General features: G+C 51.9%; 11 protein-coding genes. 3 read left to right on the top strand and 8 right to left on the bottom strand.

The annotated features are described in order from the left end of the window. Positions 1-157 precede the first annotated feature (157 nt). The gene (astB, locus tag ACSHSR_RS07720) at positions 158-1,492 is read left to right on the top strand and encodes an N-succinylarginine dihydrolase (protein WP_117200833.1); all 1,335 of its coding nucleotides are present in this window, start codon (positions 158-160) and stop codon (positions 1,490-1,492) included. Between the two features lie 143 nt (positions 1,493-1,635). Here astB and ACSHSR_RS07715 read toward each other — a convergent pair whose 3' ends face one another. Beyond that, on the bottom strand, positions 1,636-4,068 hold the full coding sequence (locus tag ACSHSR_RS07715; RefSeq protein ID WP_028781265.1) for an Ig-like domain-containing protein: 2,433 nt from the start codon (positions 4,066-4,068) through the stop codon (positions 1,636-1,638). A gap of 220 nt (positions 4,069-4,288) precedes the next feature. Between ACSHSR_RS07715 and ACSHSR_RS07710 the strand changes: the two genes are divergently transcribed. Beyond that, positions 4,289-5,641 (top strand): dicarboxylate/amino acid:cation symporter, encoded by a 1,353-nt coding sequence (locus tag ACSHSR_RS07710; protein WP_028781266.1) that lies wholly within the window; start codon positions 4,289-4,291, stop codon positions 5,639-5,641. A gap of 139 nt (positions 5,642-5,780) precedes the next feature. Here the strand turns inward: ACSHSR_RS07710 and ACSHSR_RS07705 are convergent, their stop codons facing one another. From ACSHSR_RS07705 to htpG, 5 genes are all read right to left on the bottom strand, one after another. Further along, on the bottom strand, positions 5,781-7,085 hold the full coding sequence (locus ACSHSR_RS07705) for an inosine/guanosine kinase (protein WP_025011037.1): 1,305 nt from the start codon (positions 7,083-7,085) through the stop codon (positions 5,781-5,783). Between the two features lie 161 nt (positions 7,086-7,246). Further along, positions 7,247-8,284, bottom strand: coding sequence for a ferrochelatase (gene hemH, locus ACSHSR_RS07700; protein ID WP_044734783.1), 1,038 nt, complete (start codon positions 8,282-8,284; stop codon positions 7,247-7,249). A 70-nt stretch (positions 8,285-8,354) separates the two neighbouring features. Continuing rightward, positions 8,355-8,999 carry an adenylate kinase gene (adk, locus tag ACSHSR_RS07695; RefSeq protein WP_025888745.1) on the bottom strand — a complete coding sequence of 215 codons (645 nt, stop codon included), beginning with the start codon at positions 8,997-8,999 and terminating at the stop codon, positions 8,355-8,357. Between the two features lie 187 nt (positions 9,000-9,186). Then, positions 9,187-10,032, bottom strand: coding sequence for a tetratricopeptide repeat protein (locus tag ACSHSR_RS07690; protein WP_028781268.1), 846 nt, complete (start codon positions 10,030-10,032; stop codon positions 9,187-9,189). Between the two features lie 70 nt (positions 10,033-10,102). After that, positions 10,103-12,016, bottom strand: coding sequence for a molecular chaperone HtpG (gene htpG / locus ACSHSR_RS07685; protein ID WP_044734784.1), 1,914 nt, complete (start codon positions 12,014-12,016; stop codon positions 10,103-10,105). A 243-nt stretch (positions 12,017-12,259) separates the two neighbouring features. Between htpG and ACSHSR_RS07680 the strand changes: the two genes are divergently transcribed. Then, a complete protein-coding gene (locus ACSHSR_RS07680; RefSeq protein WP_028781269.1) occupies positions 12,260-12,721 on the top strand; it encodes a carboxymuconolactone decarboxylase family protein in 462 nt (153 codons plus the stop codon). 118 nt (positions 12,722-12,839) lie between these two features. Here ACSHSR_RS07680 and recR read toward each other — a convergent pair whose 3' ends face one another. Further along, complete coding sequence (gene recR / locus ACSHSR_RS07675) at positions 12,840-13,439, bottom strand: recombination mediator RecR (protein WP_025011506.1); 600 nt, start codon at positions 13,437-13,439, stop codon at positions 12,840-12,842. Between the two features lie 13 nt (positions 13,440-13,452). Continuing rightward, a complete protein-coding gene (locus ACSHSR_RS07670; protein ID WP_025011505.1) occupies positions 13,453-13,782 on the bottom strand; it encodes a YbaB/EbfC family nucleoid-associated protein in 330 nt (109 codons plus the stop codon). Positions 13,783-13,910 lie beyond the last annotated feature (128 nt).

Genomic DNA, 13,910 nt, shown 5'->3' with positions numbered 1-13,910 from the left:
ACTGCAAGCAAGTAATAGTTATGCATTTGTGATGAAAAAGCACTTTTGCCACCCTGTGGGGCGACTTGTTAAGCCTAGGAGCTCAAGTATACTGGGGCCAGTCCAGGGCCTGGATTGGGCCCCTATAACAACCTCAAATACCCCAAAAGGACAAGCAATGAAGCATTTTGAAGCGAATTTTGACGGATTGGTGGGACCCACCCACAACTATGCTGGCCTGTCGTTCGGCAATGTCGCCTCCCTGAACAATGCCGCCCAGGCAGCCAACCCCAAGGCTGCGGCCAAGCAGGGATTACAAAAAGCCAAGGCGCTGGCCGACATGGGGATGATCCAGGGCATGCTGGCACCGCAAGAACGCCCCGATCTGCATACGCTGCGAAGGATAGGTTTTAGCGGTACCGATAAAGAAGTACTGCAGAAGGCCGCCGAGCAGGCACCGGCGGTTCTGAGAGCCTGTTGCAGCGCCTCCAGCATGTGGACCGCCAATGCAGCAACCGTATCCCCGAGCGCCGATACCCATGATGGCCGCGTGCACTTTACCCCGGCCAACCTGGTGGATAAATTGCATCGCTCAATCGAGCCGCAAACCACAGGTAACATTCTCAAAGCCATTTTCAGTGACAGTCGCTATTTTGTACACCACCAGCACCTGCCGGAACACAGCAGTTTTGGTGATGAAGGCGCTGCCAACCACACCCGCCTGTGTCAGGAATATGGTCATGCCGGAGTCGAAGTCTTTGTTTACGGTCAGGAAGCTACCAATCCTCAGGCCATAAAACCGAAGAAGTTTCCCGCCAGACAAACGCTGGAAGCCTCACAGGCTATCGCCCGCTTACATCGTCTTGATGAAGACAATACTGTCTTTATTCAACAAAATCCTGAGGTGATAGATCAAGGCGTATTCCACAATGATGTGATTGCTGTCGGTAACCGCAATGTGCTTTTTCATCACGAGCAAGCCTTTGTCGATACCAAGGCCAAGCTGGCCGAGATCCGGGCCAAGCTGGAAGGTGATATCCATTTCATTGAAGTACCGACCGCCAAAGTCAGTATTCAGGATGCGGTAAAATCCTACCTGTTCAACACTCAACTTTTGAGTATGAGTGATGGCAAGATGGTCATCATAGCGCCAACCGATTGTGCAGAGAACCCTGCGGTAAAAGCCTACCTCGATGAACTGCTGACTCTGGATACTCCGATTCAGAAAGTTGAATACTTTGATGTTAAACAAAGCATGCAAAACGGTGGTGGCCCGGCTTGCCTTCGCCTGAGGGTCGCCATGAATGATGCCGAGTTGGCAGCCATCAATCAGCATGTACTGCTCGACGATAGCCTGTTTACTCGCCTCAACGCCTGGGTGGACAAACACTACCGCGACCGCTTGTTACCCGCAGACTTGGCCGACCCACAATTGATAGTCGAGTCTCGCACCGCACTGGATGAACTGACCCAGATAATGAAGCTCGGTAGTGTCTATCAGTTTCAGAGATAGGCAACTTCTTAATGAAAAGACCACTCAAATGAGTGGTCTTTTTGTAGATAGCGCGTATTTCAAGTAGTTATAGACCAATCGATATGTACAAACACTCTTGATAAAAAAGGCGCCGATGGCGCCTTTTGGGTCACTTGATTTTATCAATAAATATTGACCTTCAAGTTAACGACTTCGGTTTCTGCACCACCGGGAGTTTTGACCTTAACAATGAAGGAACCTGAATCTGGTTCATCTGCCCCCTTCAAGGTTACGCTGAATTGACGGCCACCGTTGTGATTGGAGCTGGGCCAAGTATAGCTTCCTGAGCTGGCTACCGAACCGGCAGATGTCGTAAAGGTCACCACACTTCCGGATGGCATTTGCTGATTATGCAGGTCAGAAATAGTGAACTGGACTGTCGCACTCGATTTACCGTTGATATCAATGTCACCTCCCAGATTATCGCCGTCACGATCAATAATGCGGATGTCGGCTGGGTCGGTGGCATAAGCCGTGCTGCCAGACATTACCATCACCAAGCTGGAACGTACGTTGATGGATTGAGAATGACTAATGCCATCGGCACAAGCGTCATGGGCGGGGATAGAGCACAATACACCATTGTATTTGCCATCGGCCGAGTCAAATACGCCATCGCTGTCGAAGTCGATCAGTTCCTCATTCTCACCGCCAATTTCACCACCGGCTTGCTGAGGATTGAACAATCCATCTTCATTGTGATCAACAAAGGCCTCTGCCAGATCATAAGGTTGGCCACTGACATCAGTACCTTGGAATGCAGCGACTTCAGATGCGTCAAAACGGCCGTTACCATTGGTATCCGGGAAAGACTCCTCACCGTTGGCTGTAGCTGTGATGGTTGCGCGGCCACCATACTTTTGGCCATAGAAGTTGCCACCGGTTGCAGAAAGCTCCGCAATGGGGTTACGGGAGCCGCTATTATCGACCAGTAATTGGCCTTCAGGGCGAGCGTTCTGGCTGGTCCAAGTCACTGAGCAAACACCACCTGTGGTGGTACACGAAGGAGTAATTGCGCCCCCCTCTGTTGTAAAGTAAACCGCCGTGCCGTCCGGAACCGGGTTATTGAAAGCATCGGCCAGACGAGCAGTTACTTTCACTGCCGTGCCATCTACATCCCATCCCTCGGCATTGAGGGTTTCAGCCGAAAGCGAGAAGGAGTCCTGATCCGGTTTACCGGTAGAGATAACCAAGACACTGGACTGACTGGAGATCAGCGGAGAGGTCCCATCTATGTCAGCCGTCACCCGAACGGTAGTTGCTACCGTGCCCGAATTTACGACTGTCTGTACTATCCCTTCGTTATTGGTTGTCGCCGTTGCCGGGTTGAGACTCAAACCACCTACATCGGTATTAAGGCTGAAACTGACGGCCTTGTTGGCAACAGCATTACCATTGGTATCCAACACCTTAAAGCGAATAATAGAGGACTCATCCGAACCTGTACCCTTGATACCGATATTCTCAGGGGAAGCATCAACAAACACTATGCTTCCGGCGTCGGCTGCCAATATTTTCACAACCCCGGTAGCAGACAGATTTTTGCCACCAACATCGGCAGAAACCGTGATGTTATCGTCACCGACACATCCTTTGGCCAGATAAGTACTGGTCGCCAGGCCATTAATGGCCGTTACAGGGCTACTAATTACGGCTTCAGGAGAGGTCTTTTTGGAACAGGTTGATGAAAAACTCACATCGACAGGTTCAGTAAACGGCTTACCTTGGCTATCTTGCAACATTACCGAAATCGTAGCGGTACCCCCCGCCGATAGAGTCGCTGCACTCACTGCTGCTTTTCCGGAAACAAAAGGATCACCACTCCCCATCTGTACATCTGAAGCACCGATCACAAAGACATGCTCAGCCTTTTCACCGGTTGCCAACGAGGCGGTGGCAGAACTGGCGCCTGGAGTACTTCCTGCATAAATACTGACGCTGGCCTTACCGTTGGCATCCGTAATCGCAGTTTTTATCGGGAGATCGCCCAAAGAGGCATCGAATGTCACTATGGCCGGTTTTGACAGGCCGGTTACTGTGGCAACAAGAATACCGGGAGATGTGCTGGTAATGCTGTCTGTCGTATTACCATCAACGTCAGTAAGAGTTAAGGTGACTTGCGCGCCACCTCCGGCTTGACCGCCATCACCTTTCATAGTGAAACCGACCGAGGCAGACTCTCCTGAGCTGATTGCAGCGCTAACAGTACCGGCACCGGCAATGTTGGACGTTGCCAGCGAAATCACGGCTTTGCCATCTGCATCAGTCAGGGCTGTGCCTATGGCTGGGTTGAAGGTGCCCAGGTTTTCGTTACTTAGGGTAAAAGTCACCAGTTGCCCCGCCAACGCTCCCGTTAAGCTATTGCTGACAGTCGCAGTCAAGGTCGCAGGGTTTTCTGCGGAAATATTGGGATCTGAAATATTCAGAGTGACGGTTGTTGTTCCCGTTGGCGGCGTCGAGCCATCCCCGGTATCTGAAATACTGCCCCCACCGCCACAGGCAAATAAAAGAAAACTACATAATAAAGTGAAGCAAAACTTAAACGCTGACCTCATTGTCAGACTCCCTGTTACTCAATAAATACGAACAATCTGCTTGTGTATTACTTATAGAGCAACATTACACAATTTTCCTTAAACATTTCCAGCACAAATGCGCTATACGACTCATTATTTGCCAAAAACTTTAACTCACGTATCATTTCCTCGAGAGAGCTTTCTTGCTAGGCTTTAGTGCGCCAAATAACAAAAGTACAAGAATTAAACAGGAAGATTTATGGCATTCACTCCAACCAAGAAAATAGGCCTGACCGGCAAGATCCTTATCGGGATGGCGGCCGGTATTTTATTCGGCCTTCTTCTGAGACATTTTTTCCCCGATGGTGACCTGAACTCAGAACAAGTTCGGCAAGACCCCTACTTCATCTTTGTTGAGGATTACATCACCGAAGGTTTTCTCAACGTTGTCGGTACCATCTTTATCTCCAGCTTGAAAATGCTGGTGGTGCCACTGGTATTTATCTCTCTCGTCTGCGGTACCAGCTCACTCAGTGAGCCTTCAAAACTGGGACGCCTTGGGGGTAAAACCTTGGCTTTCTATCTGTTTACCACAGCCGTTGCCCTGACACTGTCGATTATGGCGGCGGTATTGCTGCATCCTGGACATAGCAGTATGCCTACTGCAGGTAACAGCTTTGAGGCCAAAGATGCCCCCAGCCTGGCAGAAGTGTTAATCAACATAGTGCCCACTAATCCGATGCAGGCAATGAGTGAAGGCAATATGCTGCAGATCATCATCTTTGCCGTGATCTTTGGTTTCGCCATCTCTCATGTGGGTGACAAGGGCAAGCGGGTTGCCGCCCTGTTTGAGGACCTCAATGAGGTAATCATGAAGGTGGTAACCCTGATCATGCATCTGGCCCCCTATGGCGTATTTGCCCTTATGGGTAAACTGGCATTGACGCTCGGTATGGAGACCTTCAGCAGCGTAGTCGCTTACTTCTTTGTGGTACTGGGCGTACTGCTGGTGCATGCCTTTGTCACCTACCCAGTGCTGCTCAATCTGCTTTCAGGGCTGAATCCCCTCACCTTTATCCGTAAAATGCGCGACGTGCAGCTATTTGCCTTCAGTACCGCCAGTTCCAACGCTACCCTGCCGGTCACTATCGAAACGGCCGAGCATCGCCTGGGCGTTGATAACAAGATAGCCTCGTTCACCTTACCCTTGGGCGCGACCATCAACATGGATGGCACCGCCATCATGCAGGGTGTGGCGACTGTGTTTATTGCTCAGGTTTACGGTATCGACCTGACGATTACCGACTATATCACTGTGGTTGTCACGGCCACCCTGGCCTCTATCGGCACAGCCGGGGTACCGGGAGTGGGTCTGGTGATGCTGGCCATGGTGCTCAATCAAGTGGGCCTGCCGGTAGATGGTATAGCACTGATTATCGGCGTAGATAGATTGCTGGATATGGTGCGCACCGCGGTTAACGTCACAGGTGATACAGTCGCAACCGTGGTGATTGCCAAGTCGGAAAATGAGTTCAATGAAGAGACCTTCAATGACCCTAAAGCCGGCAAAAACAATGTCAGCTTTCACAAGGAACACCACACTCCCATGTAAGGGATAATCCGGATTTGGGTATCAAAGCCAAGTTAGCCCTTGCGGCTTGGCTTTCAGATATCAAAAACAAAAGAGTGGAAATACAAAGAGGGCGCTCATTTGAGCGCCCTCTTCTTTTAATCTACTTGTGGAAACGAGCTTAACGCTCCCAGTAGGCTTCTTCCAGGCTGTCTTCCCGCTCAGGCAACCCTCTGGAGAGGCGAGGGCTGTGCTGCGCCAGCACTTCATAAGCCACCCGGTTGGCGTACTTACAGATTTGCGAGAATGAGGAGTAACACAAACCATCGCGTTTATGCTTGCTGGAGCCCGGCACGTTGGTCTTATGGAAAGTATTGGCCGCCAAGTCATGCAAGAGGGCAGACAGGGCACCATCACCGGCGCCATTGGTATTGTGAATTTTCTCCGGCCCGCCCATGTAAGGCGAAATATGGGCATACACCTTGATGGGCTTGTCACAGTCTTTTTTCAGTTTCGGGCGGGAGAACTCATAACGGTTGAACTCAGGAATAGCACCGGGAAGCAGAGTATGAGCCGTCTCGCGTTTCTCGGCATCGTTGGTATAACCGGCGGTGTAAAGTCCCGAAGCACCCGCTGTGGTCAGTACCATGTCACACCACTCAAGTGCTGCTTCACTGGCCAGCAAAGGATCGGCAAATCCGGTCAGCGCCTCACCTTCATCTTCATTCATCGCCAGCACAGTAACGTGCTGGCGAATAAACTCCTGCCACCACTTGGGATCTTCGGCAATCAGGAAACGGGTTCCCAAGGTCAGTACTACCGGCACTTCGGCTTCCTGGGCATAGCGAATGGCGGTCAACGCCGCTTCACCAATCTGATCGCCATCGCTGGCGCGCATCAGATAAGCGGTCAACACCAAAGCAGAACTGCCCTGAATCACTTCTTTATCGATAAACTCAGGGCTTAACTTGTCCATTGAGCCTTTGCTGATGGCAAAAGTGCGCTCACCGCCATCGGAGATCAGGGTAAAACAGCGACCTATAGGGCCTTCAACCGGTTGCAGGTAGTTAAGATCTACCTTGGACGAGGTGTTGCAGAGATAGCGGTAGGCATAACTGCCTACTTCAATATTCTTGCTCATCACGCCAAAGAGCACAGATCTGTCATCGGCGAGAATTGAGTAGTTGTGAATGGTATTGCCGATAGTACCGCCGGCAAACTCATCGCTGACCAACTCACGGCTTTTGAGCTCATGATACAACTGGTGGGCACTGGCATCATCAATCAGAGTCGAGTTGCCTTTGGGTAAGCCGTAACGCTGCAGCAGTTCATCTTCGACCTTGGCTTCGATATCCACCAGAGTTTGATCTATACCTGAAATCCAGGTACTGAAGGGTTGCGGCTGTTGAGTCAACTGCGCCAGCAGAGGATCACGGGTTTTGACCGGGAAATAGTGTTTGGATTTACGCTGACCGGGAAATTTCATATTGGGCTCTCGTTGTCTTCGTCCCTGAGTAGCTGCACGGCTTGAGTACAGACTTTCCTGATAATGATCTTAGGCCAGGCTGACTGGGCTGCCAGCGACCACACCGAATGGCGGCAGATTCTATCACAAATCCACCGCCGCACCAGTGCGCGCTCGCCGGCTTAATGCCAGTTTTCAGTGTGAAACTTCACCAAATCGGCAAGAAAACGCATATGAGCCGATTGTGCATTGAGACAAGGGATAAATTGATATTGTTTCCCACCGGCTTCAAGGAAGCTTTCACGGCCCCCTTGGGCTATCTCCTCCAGTGTTTCCAGGCAGTCGGCGGCGAAGGCGGGACTCATGATATCGACCGCTGTGATTCCCTGCCCCGGCAAAGATTCGAGCAGCTCATCGGTATAAGGGGTTAACCAGGGCTCTTTGCCGAAACGGGATTGAAAGCATAGCTGCCATTCGCCTTCTCCCAGGCCAAGTTCGGCGGCCAGCAACTTGGCCGTGGTTTCGCAATGACTGCGATAAGGATCGCCCTCCTTGATGTAGCGCTCAGGCACCCCATGAAACGACATAAGCAGCCTTTGTCCCCGCCCTTCTCGCTGCCAATGGCTACGGACGCTGCCTGCCAGGGCCTGAATATAACCTGGCTTGTCGTGGTAATCCCGCACAAACCTCAGCTCAGGTAGATTACGCTCCAGTTTCAGTGCAGCGGCAACACCATCAAACACACTGGCCACAGTGGAGCAGGAATATTGAGGATAGAGAGGCAACACCAGCACCCTGTCCACACCGGCATTTTTCAGCGCCGTCAGGCCATCATTCAAGGACGGGCTGCCATAGCTCATACCCAGCTCCACAGGAATATGGCAGCCAGTTTGCTCCCGAAGCAATTCCGCCAGCGCTTGTCTCTGCTGTTTACTGACCACCATTAATGGCGAGCCTTCTGCTTGCCAGATAGACTGATACAACTTGGCGACTTTGCCCGGGCGGGTATTGAGAATAATCCCTTGCAACAGGGGTTGCCACAGCCAGGGAGACAGATCCACCACACGTTGATCACTGAGGAACTGCTTCAAAAAAGCACGCACCGCCGCTTTGGTTGGCGCAGAGGGAGTTCCCAGGTTAACTAAAAGCACACCGAATGGAGGACGGGTATCCTGCACTGTATTATTCCTGTTCCGAGAAAGATGGCGCCAAGTTAACATCGCTAAAAACATAAAAAAAGCCCGCAGCTGCGGGCTTTTTTCGATTATGAGAACCGGTTCTGATAATTAATCAGCCCAGTGCCTTCACAATGGCTTCGCTGACGGAAGCAACGCTCTGGGTACCATCGAACTTGCTATACTTGGTATCACCCTTGGCAGCCATGGCACCATAGTAATCCACCAGAGGTTTGGTTTGTTCGTGGTAGATGCCAAGGCGCTTACGTACTGTGCTCTCTTCATCATCGGGACGGATAACCAGCTCTTCACCAGTGACGTCATCCTTGCCTTCTTCTTTAGGCGGATTGAAGACCACATGGTAAACCCGGCCAGAACCAGGGTGCACCCGACGACCGCTCATACGCTTGACGATTTCTTCGTCCGGCACATCGATCTCAATCACATGATCGACATGGATACCGTTGGCCACCATGGCATCAGCCTGTGGAATGGTGCGCGGGAAACCGTCCAGCAGGAAACCCTTGGCGCAATCGTCCTGAGTAATGCGCTCTTTGACCAGACCTATGATCAGCTCATCTGAAACCAATTGTCCGGCGTCCATCACCTTCTTGGCTTCCAGTCCCAAAGGCGTACCGGCCTTGACGGCAGCACGCAGCATATCGCCGGTTGAGATCTGTGGAATGCCATACTTTTCCATGATGAACTGAGCCTGGGTACCTTTACCGGCACCAGGGGCGCCCAATAGGATAATGCGCATATCAAGAGTCCTCTTTTCGCATTGATATTCTTGTTAGGGCGGCGATCTTCGCACATCTGACCGCCCATGAGAAGGCTTTTGGCTTCGACTTTAGCCACAGAAACGCCAAAAAAACCTGACAGCTCTGACCTGTTGAAAATGGTCAAAACCGCTCAGGCAGAGGCTTGGGCTGTCAAGCTTGACTCTATCAGTAGAGTAAACTGTAGAGCTTGCGACGATAGCCGCTCGCCAGTGCATTCCCCTGGCCAAGGGCTGAAAGTATCGTCAGAAACTGTTGTTTCAACTCACCATTGCCGGCGTTGAGATCTTGCTGCAGTTGCGCAAAAAGCAGCTCAAGAGCCTCTTCATCCCGGTGCGCCTGATGCAGTGCTGTTGCCAGCTTGCCAAGTAAACTCAGGTCACCCGGAGCCGCTTCAAGCGCTTGTTGCAAAGAGCGGATTTCCGGCGTATCGGCAGCCTCTTCCGCCAATTTGAGTTTGGCTTGTAAACTGGCGTAGTATGCATCCTGATCTTCAAGCTTGATGCCGGCAAGCAAGCTCTTGGCACCGGCAATATCACCGCTTAACAGGCATGCATCGGCATAGGGCAAGGCCACCTCGGCGCCGTTGTGCTCGCCATAGGCCTCCTTCAGCAGCACCAGGGCTGCCGCGGCATCGCCTCCTGCGAGTAATTCTCTGGCGTCAGCAAGTTGCAACTCCCAGGCGGCGGGCAGATGTTTATCCAGCATGGCCTGAATTTGCGACTCGTCCTGCACCCCGGCAAATCCGTCAACCGGCTGGCCCTGACTGAGGAACAAAGTGGTCGGCAGGCTCTGGATTTGGAAATAGGAGGCAATTTCCATCTCGGTTTCACAGTTAACGGCCGCCAGCAGCAGTTGCCCCTGATAACGGCTTGCCAATGCTTCCATGGTGCCGAGCAGCCCCAGACTCTCCGGGCTCTGCTGGGCCCAGAAGACCAACGCGACCAACTGTTGTTTCGAGGCTTCCACCACCTGCTGAATATTGTCGCGGGTCAGTTCGATACGTGTTTCCATAGCAATCCTTGTTGGATGGTCGGGCTATTCCCGAGTAAAAAAGGGCCATAAAGGCCCTTTTTTGATTGGCTTACTTAAGATTGGCAAGCAGCATCTGGTTCATCAAGCGGATAAACTCAGATGGGTCGGCCAGGCTGCCCTTTTCTGACAACATTGCCTGTTGCAACAACAGGTTACTCCAGTCATTAAAGCGGCTTTCGTCTGCCTCTTCATTGAGCCTGGCCACCAGCGGGTGCGTCGGGTTCAGCTCAAATGTCGGTTTGACTTCCGGCACCTGTTGGCCGGCGGCCTGCATCAGCTTGATCATCTGGCTCGACATCTCACCTTCACCGGCCACCACACAGGCTGGGGTATCGGTCAAACGCGTGGTCACCCGCACATCCTTCACCTTATCACCCAGCGCTTCTTTGATACGCTTGAGCAAAGACTCGGATTCGGCCGCCAGTTTTTCCTGTTCGGCCTTTTCATTCTCATCTTCCAGCTCACCGAGATCCAACTCGCCGCGGGTCACAGAGTGCAGCGCCTTTTCCTTGTACTCGGTCAGATGGTTGATGAGCCATTCGTCGATGCGATCAGACATCAACAGCACTTCGATGCCCTTCTTGCGCAGCAGTTCCAGGTGCGGACTGTGGGCCGCCGCCTCATAGCTGTCGGCAACAATATAGTAAATCTTGCTCTGACCTTCTTTCATCCGGCCTATGTAGTCGTCCAGCGATACCGTCTGCGCCGCAGTGTCATTGTGGGTCGAGGCAAAACGCAGCAAGCCGGCCACACGCTCGCGGTTGCTCCAATCCTCTGCAGGGCCCTCTTTCAGTACCTGGCCGAACTCGGCCCAGAACTGCTGGTACTTGTCACTGTCGTCTTTTGCCAGTTTCTCCAGCATGCCCAGCACCCGCTTGGTGATGGCCGTGCGCATGGCTTGGGTCACCTTGTTGTCCTGCAGTATCTCACGGGAAACGTTCAGCGGCAGGTCGTTTGAGTCGATAAGGCCTTTGACGAAACGCAGGTAAGAGGGCATAAACTGCTCGGCGTCATCCATGATAAATACACGCTGAACAAAGAGTTGCAGACCCTGCTTGCGATCCCGGTTCCATAGGTCCCAAGGCGCCTTGGAAGGAATGTACAGCAAGCTGGTGTATTCCTGCTTACCTTCGACCCGGTTGTGACTCCACAGCAGAGGATCGCTGAAGTCATGGGAGATATGCTTGTAAAACTCCTGATATTCCTCATCGGAAATCTCAGACTTGTTGCGGGTCCAAAGCGCGGTGGCCTTGTTCATCACTTGCCATTGACCTTCGGTCGCAGGTACTTTTTCACCATCCGGGCCTTCAGACTCGGGCGAACCTTCCTGCCACATCTCTACCGGAATGGAGATATGATCTGAGTACTTGGTGATGATAGAGCGCAAACGCCAGTCGTCGGCAAACTCTTTTTCCTCTTCCCGCAGATGCAGAGTAATCTCGGTACCACGGCTTTCTTTGACTATGTTCTCAACGGTAAAGTCGCCTTCACCTGCAGACTGCCATTGCACGCCTTCATCGGCCTTGTGACCGGCAGCGCGGGTTCTCACCGTTACCTTGTCGGCCACAATAAAGGCCGAGTAGAAACCCACACCGAACTGACCGATCAGCTGCGAGTCTTTGGCGGCATCACCGGAGAGGTTTTTGAAGAATTCTGAAGTGCCTGACTTGGCAATGGTACCCAGATGCTCGATAACGCCGTCACGGGTCATACCAATACCATTGTCTTCAATGGTAATAGTGCCCTTTTCCTTATCGGTACTGATACGTACCCTGAGCTCGCCATCACCTTCATAAAGCGCATCGTTGGTAAGCGCCAGATAACGCAGTTTGTCGGCGGCATCGGCAGCATTGGATACCAATTCACGCAAGAAAATCTCTTTGTTGGAGTACAAAGAGTGGATCATCAAATGCAAAAGTTGTTTGACTTCAGTTTGAAAACCATGAGTTTCTTGATGTGACATGAATAGCTTCCCTTGTTTATCGCAATAGGTTAAACCAACTTGAGTTGCTTAACTAAATGGGGATGCGATTTTTAAATTCAAGGGCGGAAGGACACAGACCGATAACAGCCGTCGAAAAAATAGCCCTCACATGGCCCCAAATATCGCCTGGACGCCGATTGACGATTTCCATCCATGTCGGAAATATCCAATCTTTGCGCTCTTTGCCTGGTTATCGTCTGAGACCCTATCTCAGGAGATATCATGATGAAACGACTCGATTACGCGAACGCCGCACCACAGGCAATGAAGATTCTTTACCAACAGGAAAGCTACTTCCATCAACAATTCAATGCATCGGAAACCATGTCAGTGACTATCTGGGAGCTGGTCAAACTCAGAGTTTCACAGATCAATCAGTGCGCCTTTTGTATTGATATGCACAGTAAAGACGCACTGAAGTACGGCGAAAAGGCCGAACGAATTTTTGGCCTCAATGCCTGGCGGGACATGCCCATCTATAGCTACGAAGAAGGTGTCGCCCTCGGTTTGGCCGAGAAACTGACCGCCGGTTTAAGCATCAGCGATGAAGAGTACCAACAGGTGCTGGATTGTTTCGGTCCTCAGGCGATGACAGATTTGACCATAGCTATCAATGCCATCAATAGTTGGAACCGTATAGTGAAAGTGTTTAAACCCGAGGTAGGCAGCTACCAGCCCCAATGATTCGGGTTACCCATGGACGGCAAACTATTCTCCCAAAGGCAGGCACACCTGACACAGTAAAAAAAATAGCCCCGCATAGGCGGGGCCGGTATTCACAGAAGGCACATTAAATCAAACGTCAGAGCGGCATTCGCCCATTGAACGACAATGCCAGAGTGGTACTGTCGACATATTCCAGCTCACCGCCTACCGGAACCCCATGAGCGATTCGGCTCACCTTGACTTGGTAGCGATGGGCGATATCGGCAATAAAATGCGCCGTAGCATCGCCTTCCACCGTCGGGTTAGTGGCCAGGATAAGCTCAGCAATCTCGCCTTTGGCCAGATGCTCTTCCAGCAGCGCCAGCCCCAACTCCTCGGGTCCGACACCATCGAGCGGCGATAGATGCCCCAGCAACACAAAATAACGGCCACTGAAATGCCCCCCGGCTTCGATAGCCAACACATCGGCCGGCGTTTCAACCACGCAGATGGTATCGGCGTTGCCGCGCCGAGGACTGGCGCAGATGGGACACAGCGTTTCCTCAGTGAAGGTGCGGCAAGACTGACAATGCCCCACCTCTTTCATGGCTCGCTCCAACGCTTCAGCCAACTTGAGCCCGGCTTTACGCTCGCGCTCAAGCAGTTGAAACGCCATCCGCTGTGCCGATTTAGGGCCGACACCGGGCAAACAGCGCAGCGACTGGATCAATTCATCCACCAGTGGGCTGAATTTCATCTGTTATTCCGACTCAGAATGGCATCTTCATGCCAGGAGGCAGTTGCATGCCACCTGTCACTTCGGCCATCTTGGACTTTTGGTTCTCTTCAACACGGCGAGCCGCATCGTTGCATGCCGCGGCGATCAGATCTTCCAGCATCTCTTTGTCGTCTTCCAGCAAGCTGGGATCTATCTCGACTTTGCGAACATTGTGGCTGCCGGTCATGGTGACTTTCACCAATCCTGCGCCTGACTCACCAGTGACTTCCATGCGGGCAATCTCTTCCTGCATTTTGGCCATTTTTTCTTGCATCATCTGGGCTTGCTTCATCAGGTTGCCCATACCGCCTTTTCCAAACATAGCTTTATCTCTTCAATTCAAGTTGTGAGTAACAGGTCAAAGTTGGCTAATCTTACTGAAATAAACCCGCTTGGCAATCCAAGAGTCGCTTTGAGCGGCAATCTTATGAAGCGGGTAACATCCACCGT

It is taken from the genome of Shewanella sp. VK101, from assembly GCF_056497865.1.
The sequence above is the reverse complement of the archived record's forward strand: the minus strand, read 5'-3'. Positions and strand labels throughout refer to the sequence as shown.